The 22,770-nt window shown below is 62.2% G+C and carries 15 protein-coding genes; 3 read left to right on the top strand and 12 right to left on the bottom strand.

All coding sequences use genetic code 11. The features are described 5' to 3' along the window. Nucleotides 1-74 precede the first annotated feature (74 nt). Nucleotides 75-2,612, top strand: a complete 2,538-nt coding sequence (gene gyrB, locus C404_RS52605; RefSeq protein WP_021196878.1) for a DNA topoisomerase (ATP-hydrolyzing) subunit B — start codon at nucleotides 75-77, stop codon at nucleotides 2,610-2,612. 306 nt (nucleotides 2,613-2,918) lie between these two features. Here the strand turns inward: gyrB and drmC are convergent, their stop codons facing one another. From drmC to C404_RS52560, 9 genes are all read right to left on the bottom strand, one after another. Continuing rightward, a complete protein-coding gene (drmC, locus tag C404_RS52600; RefSeq protein WP_064496156.1) occupies nucleotides 2,919-3,716 on the bottom strand; it encodes a DISARM system phospholipase D-like protein DrmC in 798 nt (265 codons plus the stop codon). Continuing rightward, nucleotides 3,713-5,542 carry a DUF1998 domain-containing protein gene (gene drmB, locus C404_RS52595; protein WP_021196876.1) on the bottom strand — a complete coding sequence of 610 codons (1,830 nt, stop codon included), beginning with the start codon at nucleotides 5,540-5,542 and terminating at the stop codon, nucleotides 3,713-3,715. The genes drmC and drmB overlap by 4 nt, the downstream gene beginning before the upstream one ends. Continuing rightward, on the bottom strand, nucleotides 5,542-9,105 hold the full coding sequence (gene drmA / locus C404_RS52590) for a DISARM system helicase DrmA (RefSeq protein ID WP_021196875.1): 3,564 nt from the start codon (nucleotides 9,103-9,105) through the stop codon (nucleotides 5,542-5,544). Before drmA ends, drmB begins: the two co-directional genes overlap by 1 nt. Before the next feature lie 69 nt (nucleotides 9,106-9,174). After that, nucleotides 9,175-11,349 carry a KAP family P-loop NTPase fold protein gene (locus C404_RS52585; protein WP_021196874.1) on the bottom strand — a complete coding sequence of 725 codons (2,175 nt, stop codon included), beginning with the start codon at nucleotides 11,347-11,349 and terminating at the stop codon, nucleotides 9,175-9,177. 10 nt (nucleotides 11,350-11,359) lie between these two features. Beyond that, nucleotides 11,360-15,640 (bottom strand): Eco57I restriction-modification methylase domain-containing protein, encoded by a 4,281-nt coding sequence (locus C404_RS52580; RefSeq protein WP_021196873.1) that lies wholly within the window; start codon nucleotides 15,638-15,640, stop codon nucleotides 11,360-11,362. Between the two features lie 4 nt (nucleotides 15,641-15,644). Beyond that, nucleotides 15,645-18,824, bottom strand: coding sequence for a DISARM system SNF2-like helicase DrmD (gene drmD, locus C404_RS52575; RefSeq protein ID WP_021196872.1), 3,180 nt, complete (start codon nucleotides 18,822-18,824; stop codon nucleotides 15,645-15,647). A 15-nt stretch (nucleotides 18,825-18,839) separates the two neighbouring features. Beyond that, complete coding sequence (locus tag C404_RS52570) at nucleotides 18,840-19,028, bottom strand: type II toxin -antitoxin system TacA 1-like antitoxin (protein WP_021196871.1); 189 nt, start codon at nucleotides 19,026-19,028, stop codon at nucleotides 18,840-18,842. Between the two features lie 5 nt (nucleotides 19,029-19,033). After that, nucleotides 19,034-19,510 (bottom strand): ImmA/IrrE family metallo-endopeptidase, encoded by a 477-nt coding sequence (locus C404_RS52565; RefSeq protein ID WP_235180671.1) that lies wholly within the window; start codon nucleotides 19,508-19,510, stop codon nucleotides 19,034-19,036. Nucleotides 19,511-19,598: 88 nt separating this feature from the next. Beyond that, on the bottom strand, nucleotides 19,599-19,934 hold the full coding sequence (locus tag C404_RS52560; RefSeq protein WP_021196869.1) for a helix-turn-helix domain-containing protein: 336 nt from the start codon (nucleotides 19,932-19,934) through the stop codon (nucleotides 19,599-19,601). A 155-nt stretch (nucleotides 19,935-20,089) separates the two neighbouring features. Between C404_RS52560 and C404_RS52555 the strand changes: the two genes are divergently transcribed. After that, nucleotides 20,090-20,284 carry a hypothetical protein gene (locus tag C404_RS52555; protein ID WP_021196868.1) on the top strand — a complete coding sequence of 65 codons (195 nt, stop codon included), beginning with the start codon at nucleotides 20,090-20,092 and terminating at the stop codon, nucleotides 20,282-20,284. On the opposite strand, the gene C404_RS60115 is transcribed toward C404_RS52555, so the two are convergent. Both C404_RS60115 and C404_RS52550 read right to left on the bottom strand, forming a co-directional pair. Next, entirely contained in the window at nucleotides 20,242-20,556 is a 315-nt protein-coding gene (locus tag C404_RS60115; protein WP_152524484.1) for a hypothetical protein, read from the bottom strand. The genes C404_RS52555 and C404_RS60115 overlap by 43 nt on opposite strands. A 161-nt stretch (nucleotides 20,557-20,717) precedes the next feature. Continuing rightward, nucleotides 20,718-21,764, bottom strand: coding sequence for a hypothetical protein (locus C404_RS52550; protein WP_064496161.1), 1,047 nt, complete (start codon nucleotides 21,762-21,764; stop codon nucleotides 20,718-20,720). Between the two features lie 67 nt (nucleotides 21,765-21,831). On the opposite strand from C404_RS52550, the gene C404_RS60110 reads away from it, so the two are divergent. After that, the gene (locus C404_RS60110; RefSeq protein ID WP_104577692.1) at nucleotides 21,832-22,071 is read left to right on the top strand and encodes a hypothetical protein; all 240 of its coding nucleotides are present in this window, start codon (nucleotides 21,832-21,834) and stop codon (nucleotides 22,069-22,071) included. Nucleotides 22,072-22,146: 75 nt separating this feature from the next. Here the strand turns inward: C404_RS60110 and C404_RS52545 are convergent, their stop codons facing one another. Then, nucleotides 22,147-22,755, bottom strand: a complete 609-nt coding sequence (locus C404_RS52545; protein WP_021196866.1) for a hypothetical protein — start codon at nucleotides 22,753-22,755, stop codon at nucleotides 22,147-22,149. Nucleotides 22,756-22,770 lie beyond the last annotated feature (15 nt).

Genomic DNA, 22,770 nt, shown 5'->3' with positions numbered 1-22,770 from the left:
TCGCCGTTTTTAAGCAACCCCGCTGTGTGCGCTGAGACAACCATTTCCGTGCCCATGGCTGCGAGCAGAACGACATGACCGAAGAGCAGAAACCGCAATCCACCCCCGCCGAGGCCAGCAGCTCCAACAGCTACGATGCCGCCTCGATCCAGATCCTGGAAGGCCTGGAGGCGGTACGCAAGCGGCCGGGCATGTACATCGGCGATACCTCGGATGGCACCGGCCTGCACCACCTCGTGTTCGAGGTGTTGGACAACTCCATTGATGAGGCGCTGGCCGGGCATTGCACCGAGATCCAGGTCACCATCCACACGGACAACTCCATTTCCGTGATCGACAACGGCCGCGGCATTCCGACCGGCATCAAGTTTGACGACAAGCACGAGCCCAAGCGCAGCGCGACCGAGATTGCCATGACCGAGCTGCACGCCGGTGGCAAGTTCAACCAGAACAGCTACAAGGTGTCGGGCGGCCTGCACGGCGTGGGTGTGTCGTGCGTGAACGGCTTGTCGAAGTGGATGAAGGTGACCGTCCGCCAGAATGGCAAGGTGCACCACATCGAGTTTGCGCAGGGCGTTCCGCAAAACCGCCTGATCGAAACGGTGCAAGCGCCGGACGGCACGATGGTGGAGGTCTCCCCGCTGCACGTGACGGGTACCACCGACAAGCGCGGCACCGAAGTGCACTTCCTGGCCGACGAAGAAATCTTCACCAACGTCGAATACCACTACGAGATCCTCTCCAAGCGGATTCGCGAACTCTCGTTCCTGAACAACGGCGTGCACATCCGCCTGACGGACCAGCGCACCGGCAAAGAAGAAGACTTCGCCTTCTCGGGCGGCGTGAAGGGCTTTGTTGAGTACATCAACAAGAACAAGACCGTGCTGCACCCGACCATCTTCTTTGCCGCGGGCGAGAAAGACGGCGTGGCCGTGGAAGTGTCGATGCAGTGGAACGACGCCTACAACGAACAGGTGCTCTGCTTCACCAACAACATCCCACAGCGCGACGGCGGCACCCACCTCACGGGCCTGCGCGCCGCCATGACGCGCGTCATCAACAAGTACATCACCGACAACGAGATCGCCAAGAAGGCCAAGGTCGACACCTCGGGCGACGACATGCGCGAAGGCCTGACCTGCGTGCTGTCGGTCAAGGTGCCGGAGCCCAAGTTCAGCTCGCAGACCAAGGACAAGCTGGTCTCATCTGAAGTGCGCTTGCCGGTGGAAGAAGTCGTCGCCAAGGCGCTGACCGACTTCCTGCTGGAAACGCCGGTGGACGCCAAGATCATCTGCGGCAAGATCGTCGAAGCCGCCCGCGCGCGTGAAGCCGCCCGCAAGGCCCGCGAAATGACGCGCCGCAAGGGCGTGCTCGACGGCATGGGCCTGCCCGGCAAGCTGGCCGACTGCCAGGAGAAAGACCCCGCGCTGTCTGAACTCTTCATCGTCGAGGGTGACTCCGCAGGCGGCTCTGCCAAGCAGGGCCGCGACCGCAAGTTCCAGGCGATCCTGCCGCTCAAGGGCAAGATCCTGAACGTGGAGCGCGCGCGTTTTGACAAGATGCTCTCCAGCCAGGAAGTGCTCACGCTCATCACCGCACTTGGCACCGGCATTGGCAAAGACGACTACAACCTCGACAAGCTGCGCTACCACCGCATCATCATCATGACCGATGCTGACGTGGACGGCTCGCACATCCGCACGCTGCTGCTCACGTTCTTCTATCGCCAGATGCCCGAGATCATCGAGCGCGGCCACGTGTACATCGCCCAGCCGCCGCTCTACAAGATCAAGCACGGCAAGGAAGAGCGCTACATCAAAGACGACGTTGAGATGGCCGCCTACCTCGTGCGCCAGGCGCTGGACACCGCCGTGCTGGTGCGTGCCGACGGCACCGAGATTGCCGGCGACGCCCTGGCCGAACTCGCACGCCAGTACCAACTGAGCCGCGGCGTGATCGAGCGCCTATCCCGCGTGATTGACGCCGACGCCCTGCGCGCCATTGCCGAAGGCGTGGTGCTGGACCTCAGCAGCGAAGCCGCAGCCGAGGCATCTGCCCGCACGCTCAAGGCCCGCCTGCTGGAAATGCAAGGCAATGCCAGCAGCGCCAACGGCGGCGCCACCGCAGACGCCTTCATGCAGTACGACGAGAAGAGCGAGAAGTACCGCGTGATGGTGGTGCGTCGCCAGCACGGCAACCAGCGCCTCTCCCACATCGACGCCGACTTTGTGGCCGGCGCCGACTACGCCGCGCTGTCGGGCACCGCCGCCACCTTCCAGGGCCTGATTGGCGAAGGCGCCAAGGTGCGCCGCGGCACGGGCGACAAGGTGCGCGAGCAGAACGTTGCCGACTTCCACGCCGCCATGACGTGGCTGCTGAGTGAGGCCGAGCGTGGCGTGAGCCGCCAGCGCTACAAGGGCCTGGGCGAAATGAACCCCGAGCAGCTGTGGGAAACCACCATGGACGTCACCCAGCGCCGCCTGCTGCGCGTGCAGATTGAAGACGCCATTGCGGCGGACCAGATCTTTACGACGCTGATGGGCGATGACGTGGAACCGCGCCGGAACTTCATTGAGAGCAATGCGTTGGTGGCTCGGAATATTGATGTTTGAGGGTTGTTGTAGATAGCCTCATAACCTGAGAAAAACGGACCCATAAGTTGAGAAGCTTATGGGTCATTTTCTGTTGATAGCTCAGGGTTATGGGGAGCGCCGACGCCCCTGGCCGCTCTTAGCGCATTCCTCGAATCTGGTCGTTACCGCCATCGTCGCAAGGGCTCGGGTAAAACGCCCAACAATGGTTTCCGAGCGGCGCGTGTGAGCTGAACCGGACCATCAAGCGTTCAGCACCCAGAGCGGAGCAGCAATGAAAGGCGAAAGCGACGGACGGTCTCCTTACTGACCTGAACGATTGAGGCGCTAACGGTTTTGCCGTGTTGCTGCGCACACGACACCGAGGCGAATCAGTTCATCAACATGACGAGCGGCCTCGGCAGGAGCATGGCCACCCGAAACTAAGATACCAAGCTCGATATTCAGGTTGAACGCGAATTCCGTCAGGTTGGCGCTGGACACGAGCAGACGCGTGCGGTCAGCAACCGCAAATTTTGCATGCAGGCTGCCATACCGCCCACACTCGTCCCTAATCCGATTCTTCTGGGGCCAAACGTAAACCTCCACCTCGCGAAGCCCTGAAGCGCGAAGATGCGGCATCGGGTCGAAGTCGACCTTGCCACCGTTGTCTCCGTCGCTTTCGACGACAAAGACTACGCGGACGCCTCGCGCTTCAGCCGCTGACAAGGCCTCGGCCACAGCCGGCACCTTGTACGCCGCGAAGGTTACGAGATAGACCGACTCACGTGCGGATGCAATCAACTCTAGGAGGGCTGGCCCGGTGCTTCTCAATGTCGTAGAGATAAGCGCGGGGCCAGACCACACCAGCTCAAGCTGCTGCCGTTTTCGCTCCTCGTGGCTGGTAGCGCTTGCAGCGAGTAGCACCTGTCCTAACTGCGAATATTCAGCCGTCGGCATCTCGTGCCGCCAGGTCGCCATGAGCGCCAAGAACAGCCTCGCCGCATCGGCAGATAGAAACGATTGAGCCTCGACTGTTCTTCCGCGGGTAAGGCAATCTGACACGCGCAGCACGGTTTCCCGCGATACATCACAGGCGAAACGAGCCACGGCCTCGGGCCAAAGAAGTGCTTGCTGCTTGCTCACAGGAACAGAGGCACGGCTGAATTACCCAAGGTCTGGACAAGCAGGGAGCGGTCCAGGTACTTATTGCCGCGTTCGCACGACGTCTCAGGGGCGAACTGGCAGGCATGACACGCTGCTCCGTGAAGCGACGCAGTCCCGTCGTTCGCAGGCCGGTGCTCCCCGCACAGGGGGTCGGATGTACACAGTTGCATTGAATCCAGCGCTTGACGGACTAAAGCGCCGAGTCGAGCCGGTTCGGCTTGCGAGACAAGACCGCCCAAGGTGCCCTCGCTGTCTGGCGCGGCGGTGTACAACAGCAGGCCTGCCATCGGAAGCCCGGTACCATCGTCGCAGTATATGCGCTCACGGATGCTTGCCGCGCTATAGCCGGATTGGAGCGCCAACTGTCGCATCAAGGCATGCGAGAAGGAGTGAATCAGCGCGAAGCGAAGACCAGGGAAGCCGTCGGTCGGGTTGGGCATGTTGCGCGCCATCTTCCAGCCTGCGTGGGCCGCAAGGAACTCGCTTTTGCGCCCCATGTTCTTGGCTGCCCAGTCTAGCAGCACGTCACGTTTGAACTGAAGAAACAGCCCCTCACCCCGCACTTCGGAAACCGGCACCCAGGTCGGCGCGTTCCGCGACAACGGTGCGCGCATGTCGGGCGGAATATCGGACGGGTCGGCATAGTCACCGGGCGAGTCGATTCGCGTGAAGCCCACTAGGGCTCGCACTTCCCGCAGGCGTTCAACTCTCACCACCTTCTCGAAGAAACTTTCGAAGCCGACGGGCGGTGCCACAGGGGTCAACTCGAAATCGACCGTATTTCGAGTCGGGTCGGCGGTCGAGAAGACCTGCCACTCCGGCTCCTTGAGATTGGTGCTCGCTTCTTGCTTCGCCCTATCCGAACGCTTGGCCAGGATGGCCTCCCAGACCTTCGCGTCGTTGTACTCCTCAAGTCCACGCATGTTCCCCGCCGCCCGGAAAGCAACCAGCACTTCCGGAGACGTAACGAGTTGCAGCATTACCCACTTGTCCTCCACCAGTTGGGGCAGCGGGTCGGAATGCCGTGGAATCGACAAAGCGGAAAGGGAGATGCCGAACCAACTGTTCGAGGCACCCAACAGCATGGTCTCAGCATGCTCGGTGCAGCCACCAGGCTCAAAGTCCCGCAGGTGGGGACGCCGACCTCGACACGCGAAGAGCGGGTCGGCCTTTGCAGTGTCCCCGAAGGCCTCAACTAGAGAGCGGGTCTGCCCACAAGAATCGCAGTGGACAAAGAGGTTTGCCGCCTCGTCTCCTACTCCCATCTTCCGCAGCCTCAGAGGGCCATTGCAGTTCGTGCTGCCGCTGTGCACATACTGCAGCCACGGGAAGTCGTCGACATGTCCGTGCTTGCACGCCAGTTGGAAGCGGGTCGGCAGCACAGCAGGTGGATTAGGGCTTCGGTTGCAGGAGACGTGCCGGTAGCGAACCCGGTCGGGTCGATACGGGTCGGACTGGAGCTCGAAGAGTCCCGAGCTCAACGGTGCCACTAGGTCGCACCACGGGCAGCGGTACCACTGCGGAAAGGCTGCGACGGGCACGCCAATGCGCGGGCCGTTCAAGGGGTCACGAGAGCTCTCATCCAAGTCAACCGGCGGCAGCATCAGGCGTTCGACCTGCGGCCCCAGTTGACCGCGCACTGCAGCCAGCAGGCGCTCTTCGCCAACCGGAGTGGCGTACTGAAGCTTCCAGTCATCGAGGCCCATGACCATCGCCGCGATGTTGGGCAGGTCGACCATGGCGCCGACCCCGTAGGTGTGCAATAGTTGTGTCGGGCGTACGTCGCCCACGCGGTGTTCGGCCATCAGCCATTCCCTCCCGTTTGGCCGGCCGACCCGGCACTTGTATTTGCTGCTGCAGCGACCTGGATGGCCAGAGTCCCTGCAGGCTGGTTCACGACGGGCACCGAGTAGCCTTGGCCGTACCCATCATCAAGGGGGCGGTCGTCGAGTAGCAGGTTGACGCTGGGCTCCACGTCGCGCAGCGAGCCAAGGCAGGTGAACGTGTCCCAGTCGCCAAGCCCGGCTTTCTGCAGCAGCGGCCTTGTCAATCCGTCACGCTCAGACTGGTAGCCCAGCTTGGCACCGCCAGGCTTGGGAGCTGCCTCACGCAGCCAACGGTCGAGGCGGTTCTGCAGGTGTCGCTGCACCTTTTGCCCCTCGGCCACTGACTGAGTGACCTCCTCCGCGCGTCGCGCAATGGCTGCGACCGCCGCCTGAACCAGTGCCGCCGTCCTGTCGACCTGACCTGCCGCCTGGTTAGGGTTGTAGGTGGAACCGGGCAGCCGTACAAGTGCAGCGAGGATGGCCGACAGCCCGCGGTCGACAGCCCTGCTGGCGAACGGCGTCACCGACAGCGCCTCCACATGCTGATAGAAGGTGGCGTGGTAGTGGCCAAAGCGCTCGTAGTGTGACAGGTCCCGGGGTCTGGCCCAGTTGTAGACCGTGCACACGAGACCTGGCGCCGCGGCGTTCCGGCCGACACGGCTGGTTGCCTGGATGTATTCCGAAGTGCCTTTCGGTTGGCCGGCCACCACCATCAAGCCCAGGCGCTTAATGTCCACGCCGACTGAGACCATGTTCGTGGCCAGCACAACGTCCAGGGGCGACGGCGAACCCTTCTGCCCGGGCGGCCGCTTCGCGTGCGGAGGCAAGGTCGGGTCGTGTTGCACCTCCAGACGGTCCAGCAGCAGCGGAATCTCACCCGAGTTCTTCCGGGAGGTCAGCTCTTCTAGTGCTGGGCTATGGCGCCGTGCCAGTCCGCGCTGGTCCATGTCGCGCACGCGAGAGCGCACGTCGTCGTCAATGAGGCGGCGCATGCCCCCCAGCTCGCGCATGGAGTTGAAGTAGCCCAGCACCGTCATCCAGGGGTCGACTGGCTTGCCGTACTTCTGGAACAACGTCTGACCTGCGGCCAAGTAAGCCACGTACACGCGGATGAGGGCCAGCTTCAGCCGGCGTCCGAACGCTGCCACGCCGATGTAGCGCCGCCCCGGATACTTGTCGTTGGGCGTCCGCTGCACACTGAAGAAGTTGTCCTCCACGTCCAGACCCTGCGGCGGGAACACTCGCACATCCCGCAGAAACAAAGACCGCATCTGCTCACGGGCCTGGCGAACCGTAGCCGTTGATGCAATCAGCTTCGGCCGTACCGTCTGACCGTTCACGGCCCAGGTGCACAGCTGGTCGACTGCCGTTTCATACAGCCCCACCAGGCTTCCGAGCGGCCCTGAAATCAGGTGCAACTCGTCCTGGATGATGAGGTCGGGCGGACGCAGCGGTCCGTGGTCGACTTTTCGGACCGCGGCAAACCCGTTGCGGGCCGGATGTTGGCTCGCATCTTCCATGCAGGGGGACGTGAAACCGTGGCGCGGGCAGTACCCGTCCACCTGCCCGAACAGCATCTGCGTGCGGCCGTTCCAGGGCATCTGCGCGAACTTGTCGACCGTAGCAATCAGTAGCGCGGGAAGGCGACGATAGATTTCCTCGTCTACCGTTAGGACCGGAATGCCCTCGTCCGGCGACTTGGCTCGGCTGAAGTCGCAGCGACCCAGTTGGTCGCCGCAGAAGGTGAAGACTCGGGCTCGCCCACGGTTGTAGGTCTCCACGGTCACGTCCTGCCCTGCTTTGACCTCGCATCCGCACCACGGGCAGTTCGTCAGCTGCAGGGGAGAGCCGGTTCCCCGGCCAACCCCTGCGCCTTGAGTACGCAGGATGGCCTCGTGCGCATCCTCAATCGAGTTGGGCGTCGTGCGTTGCCCCACCCATAGTCCGATGCGGAAGGGCTCAGCCCCCCAGGTCGCGCTGTCGCCTCGGCGAATCATCTCGCAGGCGCAGATGAGCGCCGCAGCCCGCTGGAACTGCTGCAGGGTCAGCAGGCGCAGGGTGTAGCGCATGATGACGGCCACGCCGGCATGGCCCAAGCGTCCGCCCACGACGCCCTGAAGGCGACGCATTGCCAGCGTGTATGCCGTCAGGCCCAGATACGCTTCGGTTTTGCCGCCTCCAGTGGGAAACCACAGCAGGTCTGCGATGGCCGAGGCCGATTCGCTGCGGTCCGGGTGGTCCAGCTTGGTGACCCCTGGCAGATTAAGCAGTACGAAGGCGAGCTGGAATGGCCGCCAACTGCGGTTCTCGGGCACGTCCAGCTCGTCCGGCGTCTGCTTGGAGCCAGCTCGCCGCCGCTCCGAGTACAGCGCATGGATGCGTTGCTGCCACATCGCTTGATTCGCGAAGCGGAAGGAGCGCAGCGCTGCCGTATCGGTCTCCAGAAGCTTGATGCCGGCCTCGATGCGCTGCTGAGCCTCCTGGCAGTCGTCCAGCGCTTGCCTCGCGATGGCCTCGAACTCGTCCAGCCCATCGGCCTTGGCGTCGATGCGCGCCCGGTTGGTGGCAGTCCACTCGGAGTAGGCCGCCGTCAGCGACCGCAGGGAGGCAAACAACGCCGCCTCATCCATCTCGGCGAGCAGCTTCATGTCCAGCACCACGCCTGCCAGTGCCGGGTTGTCATCCGCGGTCGGCGGCGTCGTCATCGGCACTTCGTAGGTCGGGGTGACACGGGTCCGCAACCTCAACGCCTTCTGCGGCTCCGCTGCAGCCACCTCGGCGTCGACCGCAACGCCGTGCCCGGTGGCGAACTCCACATGCTTGCGGTAAAGCATCTCGAGACGCGCCTGCTCGTCAGAGGCCACTCCCGAACGGCGGCGTCGCTTCTGGAACACAGGGGCGCCATCTGGCGCGGCAACCTCCAACTCGGGCTGGAACAGCAATTCGTTGTCCTTCGAACGGCGGGTCGCCGAAGGTTGGGCATTGACGAGGAACAGACTGACCACCCAGTCGCCATCGAGCTTCCTGGCCCGACCACGAATCACCACATCGGGTTGAGTGGGGTCGGCCGACTTTGCCGGAATGTCTCCCTCGGTCAAGTCAACCACGACCGGCTGGCCGCCCATCGGGTAGCGCTTCCAGACCGCCTTGGGGTTGCCCTTTTCGGTTGTCGCCTTCGCGCTTTTCTCTCGCGCGTATCGCCCCCATCGGGGCGTGACCACCAGTTGAGTGGCGCTTCCGTTGACAGTGCAGGTCAGCCCGATTGCAGCAGGCGCCAGGGAATCAATCGGCAGCGCCAAATCATCGGCGTTGCCGTCCTCGACAGTCCCAGCACCGTCTGACGCGAGGGTGTCAGACTCGGCAGCACGGACCACCGTTCGCTTTGGCGCCAGGGTGCCGACCAGATAGCGGTCGGATACGCGTGGCTCATCGACCTCCTCATCGGGACCGCCCGCGGGGCCTAGAAGGTCCTTGACGACAAGGTCCTCCAGCTCGGCGCGAAGGTCGCGAGGCCTCGGCGCGGCCGCAGCCAAGGGCGCCAAAGGTGCCGCCGCTGGGGGGCTTGGAGTTGTCGGGGCTGTTGTGTCGGTCATAGAGTTCTTCCCCCCTCTTCAATTATCGAAATCAAAGGAATCTGGGTCCTTGCCAGCCTTCATACGTTCGCACTCAAGGACGAACTGCCGAACTGCCGGCAGATACACCTCGGGTACCTGCCCGGCATCGAGCAGTGTCTGGAGGCGTGCCCCCATGACCTGCACATCTCCATAGGGCGCGACGCCCTTCGGATTGACTCGCAGGTGCACGCTAACGGCGCGGTCCCCGAAGCCATGCGACGTCGACTCGGACTGAAACGCTACGATGAGCTTGATGAGCCCTTCGTCGGTGCTCGACGCCGTTGCCCACCAAGCTCTTGCCTGTGCATCTCCACCCCAGTGACACCAGCCACTGAGAAGACTCGCCAATGAAGGGTGGTCGATGAAGGTCGGCTCGCTGGCAAGGACTTCGACACGCGACATCCATGCCGATTTCATTCCGTCTACATCCTCCGCCCGAACGAGCGCGGGCCCGCCCTCACCCTTGGCTTCCTTCTCGACTTCGCCGACCAGTGACCCGACCAAGCGCTGGCCGCAACGCAACGCCCTGCCTTTCGTTAGAGCCGTTGAGACCACCCTGCAACGGTCGGCTTTGTCGACCTTCTTCAGCAGGTGATAGACCACGCGCGTAACGCGCGACTCGTTTCCAAAGTCAAACTCGCCTGGAATCCTGTCGGTCCGGACGAGCAGTTCGTCGCCCATATCGAACAGCGCGGTGACGACCGGTTCTGCCGCTGAGGCATCGAGTTCATCGGGAACATGGTCCATCAGACGCTCGAGCAACGCGCGGGCCTTTGACGTCCCTCTGGCTGTTTTCTGTGCCAGTGCTCCGCGCAGAACGCTGGCGAAAGCAACGGGGTCAGCGGCGGCCGAGAGCAGTGCATCGATATCGGCGCGCGTGACTGTCCCAACAGGCAGAGACAAGCGGAAGTAGGCCGGAAAGATGTCGGCAACGCAGACCCGCAGCTCGGCCCTCCACCTCTGCAGCGAGTCTCCGGAGTAATGCATGTTCGACCAGACCGACTCCAAGCGTGGGAACAGCCGATGCATCAGTTCCTGTGTCGATGTACGCAGGTCCTCTGGCACCTTCTGCAACCAGCTGTCGTGGAAGGCAATCGCACGGGCCTTGTCGTCGCCATTGCCAATGGCCTTGTAGCCGCAAAACTGCTCGGGCGAGGTTCGAATGACGTCGTACACGGCAGGCAAGAACACGCGCAAGCACTCGATGGCGATGAAGTCGACCGGGTTCACCTCGCCGACGACCGCCGGGTACGTCACGCTCAACGCGTTGGTCAGGCGGACGATGTCTCGAGGCACTGTGAACAGCCTGTGTAGCCCCGAGTAGAAGACATTGGTCCAATAGTGCGAGTCGAACCGACCCTCCGGCGTGGGAGCCATGACGGCGTCGAGACGAACGAATAGGGCCTGCAGCAGCGTGGAGTGGTCAACCCTCGGTAACTCGAACGGCACCTGAATAATCTTCTCGATGTACCTGTCGCCAGGCAGGCCCGTCTGCTCGCTGATGGCAGTGGCGGCCACTTCTCGGTCGAACGCCAGCAGGTAGGTGACGTACGGAAAGTCGGCCAGCGCCTTGATGACGGTGAATAGCTGCCTCACTTCCTCGGGGGCCAAGCGGTCGATATCGTCGATGACAACCAACACCCGCTTCTTCTGCTCGAGCAGCACGGAAGAAAGGGCCTTCTTCAGCGCAGGCACGTCCTTTGGTTTTGTTGCCAGTCGCTTCGCACCGGCTTCAATTACCTTGCCGATGAACGGAATGCCGTGACTCTTGCCAGCGAGGTCCGCGACACCCCCCAGCGCACCCGAGAATTCTGCGATGAGGTGGCCGACCTTCTCGAAGCCCTTGAACTTGGCGGGCAGCACGGCTTGTAGCTGGCCCAGAAAAGCCTTGGCCAGGTTCTCCTGCCCCGAGAACCACCATGGGTTGAAGCTCACGACGACAGGCCGCTCAGCCTCTGGACCTTGTTCGAGTTCATGCTCGATGTAGGCCAACACCGTCGACTTGCCTGAGCCCCAGGGGCCATAGAGCGCGAGCACGATGCCGTCGCTACCTCGATAGCCGCGGATGGTTTTGGCCAAGGTCTTGGCGAACGGCGCGTGGCCAAAGAGGTCCTGCGCGGGGTCCGTTGATGGGCGGTCGGACGAGAGCTCGGCTGCCTGCTTGTCAGTCATTCGACGGACCTCACTCGAACAACTGCGGCTGCATGCTCGGCGCCGCGGCCTTCTTGGCAGCTGGCCGCCCAGCACGCTTGCGTGGAGTCAAGCGCTCGGCTTGTGCGGCCTCCAGGCTACGGGCGGCGTCCAGCTCCTCTTGGTAGCGCTGGCGATTAAGAGCGGAGAGTCGGCGCAAGATTTCGAGACGAGCGGTCTCCGAGGCAGTGAAGCGCACCCGGTCGTTGGCAGGCAGTGATGCGACCTCATGGAATCCATGTTCCGGATTCAGGTCAGTCCAGCCATAGGCGGCCAGTGCGGCGCAGTCAATTTCAGCAAGCCGTGCGCGTATCGCCTTGACCGGGTTCTCCTGCCGACCTGGGTCGTGTAGGGCGTTGTAGAAAGTTGTTAGGCCGCCGTTGGATAGGCACCAATTCGCCCGTTCGACACTGAAGGCCCGTCCGAGTACAGCCAGCTGGCTCATCTCTCCCTCTGGACGTGGGAACGTCTCAAAAATCTCGCTCGGCAGATAGCGCAAACGCGATTCAAGTGAAGACGAGTTCTTTCGCGCCCAAACCTCATGCAGCGTTGAGCTCAGGAGGCCGATGTCTGCCCAATCAGTTGTTGCGAACACAGCGAGGGCATGTGAAAAGACCGCTTGAGGTGAGCAGGCCGCAATCGCTAGGTACTTGCTGTGTAGGGAGCATGCCAGCACATGTTCGGGCTCTGGGTTGCTACTCGACCAGCCGTCAGGATGCCTAGTAAATACGTGCCCTCGACCAATCGCGTGGTACAGCGCCGGGCGCTTCTCTGCGAAGTGCCACCACTTGTCGCGATAGACCGCCCGATTGTTCTGGTCGCGCTCGGGCTTTACGAGCCTTCGCACGATATCCAGCAGCTCCGGGAAGTCCCCCGCCACCCGACCAGGATAGTCGTCGGGCACCCGTCCATCTCGCAGCCAAAGCTCGCGCTGCCGAGCGTCGGCAGCCGACCAAGAGCCATCCTCCACGGACCGTTCCAAGGGCCAGTCCCAGAAGTTGATGACCCAGCGGGAAGCTTGCTGCCGTGGGTGTGAGTTCAGGTCCTCTCCGTTCAGGTAGGGAAAGAGCACTTCAGCATTGCGGGGGGCACGCGCGATGTGCGCCTGCGCATCTTCCGGCGACATTGTGAAGCCCATGCCCAGCACGATGGACCCCTGAAAACTCTTGCCGGTGTTTGCCCTCAAGGGCTTGGGACTCCACTCGTCCTCAGCGGACAGGAATGCCGAGATGGTGGGCACCGCCATGCCGTTAAGGCGACGGGCGCCAGACCATGAACCGCAGACACCGTGGACGGCACTTGCGGCAACCGCCGCAGCGCCCGGCCATTCGAAGTTCGGCCTCGCCGCATACAGAGCGACCCCCTGGCGAAGCATCGCCTCCAAGCCCACTTGCCGTGTGTCCCCTTCGGCGATGGTGTTCACCGCCAAGAGGCCAAAGGTTCCCCCAGGTCGCAGGGCTTGCTGGGCACGCAGGAAAAAGTAGGCGCAGAGGTCCGCACTACCTCGTCGGCCATCGGCCAGATACAGCACGAGGTGGTCGCGGTAGTCGGTTCCGAACAAGCCCGTAATCTTCTGTCCACCGACAAACGGTGGATTGCCTACCAACGCGTCAAAACCTCCCGAGCCGGATGCCATGAAGACCTCTGGGAACTCGACCAACCAGTGGAACGGTCGGCGTGGCTCACCGCTGCCATTGGCGGTACCCAGCATCTGGGTCGCAGACTGACGCAGCGGCCACAGCAAGGTGTTCGACGCACCTTCCGCGACGAGACGCTGCTCGACTGCGGGTGCCAGTGCTGTTCCTGCCTGCAGCAGTAGTTCCTCGAGTCTCGCATCCAGGAGCGCCGCGCTGCGGTCCGCATTGGAGCCCGCCGTTGACAGTGCCGCGCCCACAATGAGGTCAGCCAAGACACGCACCATCGCCAGAGAGGCCTCCGCCTCCCTGTGCAGCTGCGCCTTCAGCTCGGCATCGCGAACATCCAGTGCCGTGAATCTCTCCAGCGCTTCCCGCTTTCGCCGAGCTTCCGCGAGCAACTGCTGGACTTCGGTGAGCTGGTAGTCCACTACGCGTGTCTGGGTCCGCGACGGCACGAGGTGAAAGCGCTCCAGCTGAGCCGGGTCGTGCAGCCCGAGCAGGCTGTCGCCGCACTTGATGGCATGGTCCAGGAAGGTGAACGGCCGGTGCTTGTGCAGCGTGACCAGCCAGAGCGACAGCTTGGCCATCTCCACGGCCATCGGATTCAAGTCCACGCCGTACAGGCAGCGCTCGGCCACCAGGCGGCGGGCCAGCGCCAATCGTTCCTCGGGCTCGGGCGGCAGCAGTTGCTGGCTGTGGCTGGCTCCGGCTGACAGGGCCTCAGGCACTGTGAGCGGGCCGTTGCTTCCGGATTCTGCTTCGGCCTTGCCCCAGCCCTCGACCACGCGTTCGGCCATGTAGCGGCAGGCTTGGACGAGGAAGGCGCCCGAGCCGCAGGCGGGGTCGCAAACCTTGAGCGCCAGGACGTCGGCCGGCGTTTTCAGGGTCTCCAGGGACGGCTCGGCGCCCTGGCTGACGCCCGTGTAGAGCAGCGGGTCCAGGGTGGCCTTGACGACCTCCTCGGTCAACGTGCGTGGGGTGTAGTGCGTGCTGGTATTGCGGCGGTCGCTGCCCTTTGTGACGTATATGCTGCCGGGGTGGATGACCACCGGGTGGCCCAAGGAGTCATCTCGCAGCAGATGGGCAAAGCGCGCAATGCGGTTGAAGAGCCCGTCATGACCAGCGCACACCGCCTGAAGGGCTAGGGTATTGGGTGGCTCTTCACGACGGAGGTCGCTTCTCAGCGCGGTGGGGGTGCGGCCTGTTCGTTCTTTCAGATAGTTGACTACGGCTTGCTCGCTCTCAGCAGCCTTTCCCTCCAGCACGGAGAGCTCGACTTCTACATCGTCACCGCCGCTGCCCCGGAGGCCAAGAACCGTCGACGCAGCCCGGCGGGCCGTATGGTCGAGCAGACCTTCGTACACATGGCCAATCTGTTCGATATCGAGCGCGCGGAAGCTCAGGCGCCTCGGTTCCACACCGCCGCCCGGGATGCGCATCTGCAAGAACTGCAGGGCCTCCAGTAGGTGCAGCACGGTACGGTTGCTGACCGGTAGCGGTTGGGCGGGAACCTCTTGCCAGTTTGTCCCGGGCTGGCGCCCTTCCAGGAACGGGATACGGTCAGGGTCGAACAGTGCACCGCCGTAGGCAGGCAGGCGCATCTGGTCGTGCTCCACGCCCGCGTGGATGGCTCGGAAGGTGGAGAGCAGCCGCGACCAAGCATCGTGCCGGTAGGCCAGTAGGTTCTCGTCCGGCACCTCGCGCAGCTGGTCGCGCAAGGTCGACACGGCGTAGTGCCGATTCCAAAGCGGGTCGCCCAGGAGAAGCAGGCCCCGCTCTTCGGCGGAGAGCACGAAGACCAGCCGCATCATCACTGTGAGCGCAGCCTGGTACAGCTCTCTCTCACCCACACCGGTGAGCAGTTGGCCACCACGGTCGGCGTTGATGCGGTCGACAGCCTGGACCAGCACTTCCACTGCCTTGCGAACCTGCAGGCCAAGTTGGTCGGTGACTTCCTGCTGGTTCTGTGCACTTTCGGCCAGCAGGGCTGGTAAACGGTCGCGCTCCGCCACGCCGAACAAGCGCATGGACCCTACCAGCGAGCTGAACGCCCGCAGCGTGAGCGGCTCTTCGCTCCACAGCGCAGCATCCCAGGTCACATACGTGGCGGGCTCACCTGGACGTGCGCTCACCAGCATCCAGTGCGAGCCGTTAGTCACCAGACCCAGGGGGACCCCCGTTCCCTGCAGCAGGGCCAGCATGCGCGTGGCCGGGGAGGCTTGCCAGCGCGCGCTGTTGACTGTCCGGTCCAACTCCTGAGCGACCGGGTAGGCAACGACCAACAGCGCTGCGCGCTCGTCTTCGGCGCGCTTGACGACCCATTGGGGACGCAGCGTTTCACCGTGCTCAGCCACGGTGAACTCCATGCCAGGCGGGATGGCCTGGTCAGTGAATAGCACTTCGTCGGGCAGGCTCAGAATGCGTTTAAGTACGAACTGCAGCCAGGCATGGTGGACGGCACGGTCGCCTTCGGCGTCTTCCCATTCGGCAAAGGCCAGCCGTGTGTCGCGGCTGACCCCCGCATCAAGTGCATCCAACTGCTGGGGAAACACCCGCAACAGAACAGGCAGCGAAAGAAAGGGGCCGGAGATTTCGACCAGCGACAGCCATTCGGCGTGATGACGGGCTACGGACATGGGCTTATCGCTTGCTGAGCTCAGGGGGCACGAGGTAGGTCACGGAGACAGGGAACAGCCGCGGGGACGGACTGGCGTAGCGCGCACGGATGCGCTCTTCCTCGCGGGCCATCTCCTGCGGCAGGTCATTCAAGCGCCGTTCGAGCGCGCTGCGGTCTCGTTCTAGCTGTTCACGTTCAGGCGTGGAGAACAATTCCATCTGCGGCTGGGCGTCATTGAGCTGGGAGCGGATGCTGGTGATGAGCTCGCCGATGGCCGAGCGCATGGCGGTCACATCGGCCTCGGCTCTCTCATCCAAGCGGCTCTGCAGCGTCTTGGTACGGTCGCGCATGCGGGCTTCGAGGGCGCGCCACAGGTTCTCACGGTGCGTCGGCCACAGGGGCTCGACGCTCTCTTTGAACCAGTTAGGAGCGGGCTGTGGGAGCCCGGAAGCGGCCAAGCGCTCCAACTCGCCAACCCGGTCGATGCGGGTGATGCGTCCCTCACGAAGCTGGCCTCCAGCGAAGATGACTTCTTCGTGGATGCGCTGGTTGTCGGCACCGAGTACCACAAGGCGGGCATGTGCAATTGCGACTGGCATGTCCGTGGCGTTGGGTGGCACCAGCCTTGCTGTGATGCGGCTCAGCCGCTGCTCACCCTGAGACCAGACCTGGGCACGCAGTAACTGTAGGCACATCTGAACCAGGCGGTGGTTCAGGTGTACCAGGACCACATCGTCCCGCCCTTGCGTCAGAGCGTGGTCGAAGACGATGGGCCGAATCTCATGCGTGTGTGGGTGAGCGAGGCCGTCGTAGGCCGATTGCCAGGTGCCGACCAGCCGAGGCAGGCGGAAAACGGGGCATCGGTCACGCTGCCCAGTCGGGTCGGGCCAGATGCCAGGCAACGTGGCCTCGATAAGGGGCTGCTGACCGGCCAGTGCCAAGCCCGCCTCGACCACCGCATGGATGGAGTCAGGGGTGAGGTTCAGCTCACGCCGTGTGTCTTGCAGTTGGTGATGCAATCGAGCCAGTTGTGCATTGAGCTCGTTCTCTGCGCGTCGCACGCGAAGAAGCTCGCGCGCCGGCTGCGACTGCCGTTCGGCTTCGGTCGTGTCCAAGCTGCGCCGGCGTCCGAGCATTGCCTCGGTGACCTGACGGGAGATGACCGGTCCGACCTTGCCCAGGTCTTCGCGAATCGTCTCCACCTTGCGCGCTGCCCGCAGCAAGAACTCCAGGTCGCCCTCCAGGTCGCCCGGGTTGGCGTTTTGCATAAGGCGTGAGCGCTGGTGGTACCCCTGGCCGACGAAGTGGAAGATGTGGACCTGGGGCTGACGTTGACCGTGACGGTCGATACGACCGTTGCGCTGCTCCATTCGGTTCGGGTTCCAGGGAACCTCGATATGAACCAACTTGCTGCAGTGGTTCTGCAAGTCCAGACCCTCGGACGCCGAGTCCGTAGCCAGCAGGATTCGCACGTCTGACTGTGTTGGTGAAGCCTGGAATGCGTTCTTGGCCTGCTCACGCTCCTCCAGCGGCATGCCTCCGTACATGAGCTGAACCCGACCAGGACCTGAGAAGCCGGCGGTGACCAGCCGCTCCTGCAGCCACTTCTGGGTAGCACGGTACTCGGTGAAGAGGATGACCCGCTCCTCGTTCCATTGCCCGTTAGGCATCAGCGTTTGCTTCAGCCAGGCAAGCAGCGCTTGGAGCTTGGAATCGCCTCGGGCCGACATGCGGTCGGCATAGGCGCGCAGGTTGTCCAGCAGCGCCGCCTCTTCGTCGTTGAGTGGCCGGAACAGAGAGGCCGCAGTGGTCACAGCCTCGTCGGCCGCGGTGTCCCACTCGGCATCGCTCTCGACTTCGACCTCCTCGTCCAGGCCGTCAATCATTCGCCGCAGCAATCCTGGAGATGGCGACGCCTGGGCAGCGCGGCGACGGTTGACCAGCGATTCCACATGCTTGGCCAGCGTGGTCCGGAACGCTTCAGGCGACGAGAAGAGCCGCTTCTTCAGCAGCTTCAGAACGAACTCCGTGGCATAGCGCTCGCCGTCGTCGTGGGCTCCCGCCGCACGCAGCTCGGAGTAGCGCTTGAGGTCCTGGTGCGCCTGTCGCTCCTCGAGCGTGTAGTTCACTTCGAGCGCCTCGATGACACGCTCGGGGTACCGAGGGGTTCCGTCCCATCGGGGCGGGAGCTCGCGCTTAAGTCGGCGAACCATGACGGCGGCCAGTTGCTCGGGCTTCGGCCGAACAGCACGCGCGAAACGCTGGTCGTCGAGCAGTTCCAACAGTGCCGAGAAGCTCTCGGGGTAGCCGTTGTGCGGAGTAGCCGACAGGAAGAGCTTGTGCTCGAAATGCGGTGCCAGTAGACGAATGGCCTGGGTGCGCTGGGAATCGATGGCGTACTTGCCGCTTCCAGATGGTGCGACGTTGTGTGCCTCGTCTACCACCAACATGTCGAAGCGCCGAGGGTAGGTAGGCTGCCCTGCGGAAGGGAACACTTCGCGCATCAGCCGCAGCGGACGCTCGCGCTTCAGGAAGTCGATAGATGTGATGAGCCGCGGGTAGTGGCTCCACGGGTTCACATGCAAGCCTCGGCTGCGACGAAGCTGCTTCATCGCTTCGCTGTCGACGATGCGGAAGTCCAAGCCGAACTTGTCACGCATCTGCTCGCGCCACTGAATCTGCAGCCCCGAGGGGCACACGATGAGCACAGACCGGATGCGATGACGAAGCATCAACTCCTGGACGACCAGGCCGCTCTCGATGGTCTTGCCTAAGCCGACGTCGTCTGCGATGAGCAGATTGACCCGAGGCATCTGGATGGCGCGCGCCAGCGGGTCGAGTTGGTAGTCCTCGATTTCGATGCCCGCACGGAAAGGGGCTTGCAGGGTGCTAGTGTCGGTCTGCGACACGGCGCCCCACCGCACAGCGTTCAGAAATGCGTCCAACTGCAGCGGGACATCGAAAGCGGTCAATTCGGGCATGGAGGCCCGCTCGAGCACTGAAGTCCCGGGTTCCAGCTCCCACACGACCCGGAGTTCCTCGCCGAGCGCGTCATCTTCGACTGACGACATGGAGACCAGATGTTGCGGTGCCGAGTCAGTCCGTCCTGCCTCGACGGCAGTTACGACGAATCGACGGTTTCTGGCCTGCACGAGTTGACCAGGTGCCGGGAGCCCCCGCTCAATGCTGACGACTTCTGCCACGTTCCTACTTCTCCTTTATTGGCGGCTCAGCGGCTGCTTTATTAGCTCTGGACCTGCTGCTATGCCGAACTTCTCGTAGTGCTCGCGAACCAGCCCTTCGATGAAGTTTGCGATGGTGCGGTGGTCACGTGTGGCTGCGATGCGAACAAGGTCCTTCAACTCTGGGCTGACCCGCAGGTTCAAGGTTTTGGTCTTCAGGTCCATGCGCCTCACCGGAACTGTCGGTTCACACCTGTCATTGATACGCGATAGGTGTACATCCGCTTGCTCACGCCGTATTGCGCGACGACGTCTTCGTCGGGAATCCTCTGGCGCTTAATTTGGACAAGCGCATCTCGCGGCAGCAGAAGCACACCCGCCAACCAGTCCGCCTCTTCCTCCTGCTCCTTGTCATACGCCTTCAGCAGCATCAGGCCTTCGGAGGAGATACTCATCTCTTCCGGCTCATGATTGCGAATGCGATGAGCGAGCTCGTGCATCAGGTCGCTCGCCTGACGAGCGGGCGAATGCGACGAGTTCAAGATAACCAGCGTTTTCTCGCCAACAACCAGTGTTACGGCAGACCAGCAGCTCGGCGTGCCGTCATTGCGCAGCAGCACCTGCCTTGTTTCTGCTGACAAGCCGGGCACATTGTCGGGCGTCCATACACGGATTCCCAAATGGGCGGCTAGTTGTCGAGCGCCCAAGGGCGCAGTCGAAGACAAACCGAGCTCGCGGCGAGTGTCGGCCGAAAACCGCTCGCACCAGGCCTTATATCCACGCTGCACAGTAAGCTCAGACCTCTTCCTTCAAAAGGGCCTCCTGAGCAAGAACAATCATCTCGCTCAACGCTTTGGCGCTTTCCGGGCGTATTGCCGTTTCTTTTTTGAAATGAACCTGAGCTCGCGGTGCCGATGAGGATGCTTGCACCAAGCCAAGGAAGGTTGCAGGGTCCTCCCCAAGCCACGCGCATATCTTGCCGAAGGTTTCCAGGTCAGGAACCTTCTGGTTCTCTACCCGGGAAAGCGTAGCGGGACTGATGCCCACTTCCTTGGCGGCCTCCCGGACACCACGGCCATCTCTACGTCTGAGGATGTGCTTGGCCAGCACCTCCATCTTCACGTGTTCCATTTCTCTCCTGTCTTATATGTGCAACAAAAACCGTTTGACTAGAGAAACACCTCGTGCCACACTGTCTCACATGTAAGACGGAAGTCTGGCACCGGGCCGGTCGAACGTCAACATCGCCCTATGGCGCCTGTCCATCCGACGCAACGGAGTTTGAAATGTCTGCAAACGAGCAACGCATTGAAGAAACCATTATCGTTGGGGCCGCCAGCCACGACGGCGAAGAAATCATCGATGTGGAGATTTTCGTCCGGGAGAAGAAGCCGATTCCCCACGGTCACAAGTACAAGATTCGCATCGACAAGGCTTACTACGTTGTCGACGTCCCGCACATGAGAGCCGCAACGAGATAGGTGTGTCGTGTCGCACGAAACGTTGCTTGCCGCACGCCAAAGTGAACGACGTTCCCTCTTTCTCGCGTTCCTGCTTTGTACAGCGTGACGGTACGGCACTTCAGTTGAATAGCTACTGAGTTTCCGGTCTGCTTGTCGTAGAACAGCACATCCAGCCCGTCATCATCAGCATACGGCTGAAAAGGCGACAGCCTCCCGTCGCTCGCTTTCATGACGGCGTTGACCAGAAGGTTTTCGCCGATGGTGCCGATTTGCGTCGAGGTTAAGGCCATGCTTCAGTCGTCCAGTAGCCGCTGAGCGTGAAGGCCAACTTCGCTGAGTTCCGATGCGTTCGAGGCCATCAACTGAGCAGTCCTTCACGTTGAACATGAGCCTGCGCGTTGCTGCAATCTGCGCTAGGAATCTGTCCCGCGGGGGGGTAGTGAGAGAGCGCCTATCGTAGCGGCTTGCCTGTCTTGGTGAATCTGTCGAACGAGTACACATGTTCGGCAGGATATTCATCGCACTTTCCCACAAGGCGCCCGGGGAACTCTCGTCGACCGTCGTGCAGATGGACCGTCTCTCCGCATCTTGGGCAGGGAGCCGAGTACCGCACCAACCGTATGACGCGGACGTGCTGGCCGTCGTCCGCCGGTTCTTTTGCTGCCTCAAGTTGAACATGTTGGTCGCGGAACGACAGGAGTAAGTCGGGAGCCATGATGATGCGCAAATCAATCAGCCTCCAAAAGGGGCTCAGTAATTCGTAGCCCAGCCATCCGACCAGAGCAGCGGACAGAATCAGCGTAACAATGTCTCCAGTACGTATCCTCGCTGACTGAGTTGTCAGCGCGAGCCACAGCAGGATAAGGAACGCCCCGATGACCACAATCCCGCCGACGCCGTACAGCAGGAAGGCGACACGTCGCCATCCCTTGAGTGCAAAGCCAGTCTGCATGAGCGGTTTTACCCAAAAGGCGGGTTTCAATGTCAGGTCTGGCACGTAAGCGATACCGCCCGGTGCCGGTGCAACCGGCTCGGCATCCGACGCGGGAAGGTCGAGAAATTCGATGTCATACGTGGAGTTGTTTCCAGCGCCACCTGCGCCAGCAATCTTCCTGGGCCGCGCGTAAATGGATAGACCGGCCTGCCGGGCAAATTCCTGGATGCCGGGTTCCCATTCTTCGAGGCGCTTTTCAAGAGTGGTCCAGTTTCTGGTGAGCCAGCCGGTGGCCCGGTCTGGTGGCACGTTGTGGCCGGCCATCCCAGCGACGTTGACTGAGTTGTAGGCAACCAGGACTTTGCCAGCATGTAGTCTTTCCAAGCTGCCTTCCGCGAGCGCACGTGCGACCCTCAGCGGCTGCGTCTCTTTCCCCTGGAGTTTGAGAAAGCCCAAGAACGCGTCAATCGCACCCTGCTTTTCGTCCGCATCCGTCCGGTCCGCTTCAGTGTCTACGTCTTTGATTTCAATGGAAATATTTCCGTCTCGCACAGTTTCTTCCACTGTTGGTGACTGTTTTCGATGACTCGTGCTGACTAGGCTGGCCTCGTTACCAACACAGGAGGTCAACATGTTCGAACGGAACGGAGTATGGACGTTTTCTATTCTGGGCGTGTCGGTTCACGTGCGTGAATTGCCCGCAAACAACATCGCAGTATTCCATCCAGTCTGCGAGCCCGTTCGGCAACTGGTCGAGCCAATTTGCCGAGGTCGCGGATATTGGAACGCTCAGTTCAGGAATTGGATTATCTTCGAGGTATTCAAAGATACGGTCCTGGCCGAGCTTGGGCATATTGCGGGCGGGCGTTGACACCGGGGCAAGGGCGCCGGCCCCGAGCCTAACATTGGCGCTTGGGTCTGCGTGGTGCGCTAGTGGTTGGCGGTCTCAACCACTGGTAGTCAACTTGTCCAAGACGGCGCGCTCCTTCGGGCTCGCCTTTTGATACATGCGCTCCAAAAGAATACCCCATTGCATGCGCTGAATATCTTTCTCAGCGAGGGGGCCGGGCTTTGTCAGCTTATAAGTAAGAAAGGCGGCAATCATAGCCAGTGCGAAGCTCAGGAATATCGCGATGACCCAGGGCGCCTTGCTCATGCGCATTGCGCTTCGGAGATTGTTGGCGGCGTCATTTGCTGCATTCACTGATGTAGTTAGCTTTGTGTTCAGCTCTGCCACAGCCTTGTTTACCGTTTCCGTGCTCGCCTTGGCTGCGGTTGCGCCCACAACCTTGGCGAGGCTCTCGGAATGCTCCCATATGTCGCCGAGCCTTTTCGCACTTTGCTGCAAGGCATGAATATCCGACTGGGCTCTGGCCACCAACTCACCGGCAAGGCGAAGCTGCTGCTCCGACTGTGGCAGTTCGTCACCGAGCCTGTCCACATCTCGAGCAAGCAGGCGCGATATGTCTCTCAAGTTCCTGAAGACTTGCTCGAGATTCTGCGGTTCTTGGAGGGACGTGAGCAGGTCCGTCTGCGGTTGGTCCGATGGTGCCATGTTAGTTGCGTACGT

It is taken from the genome of Ralstonia sp. AU12-08 (genome assembly GCF_000442475.1).
GTDB lineage: Bacteria > Pseudomonadota > Gammaproteobacteria > Burkholderiales > Burkholderiaceae > Ralstonia > Ralstonia insidiosa.
The sequence above is the reverse complement of the archived record's forward strand: the minus strand, read 5'-3'. Positions and strand labels throughout refer to the sequence as shown.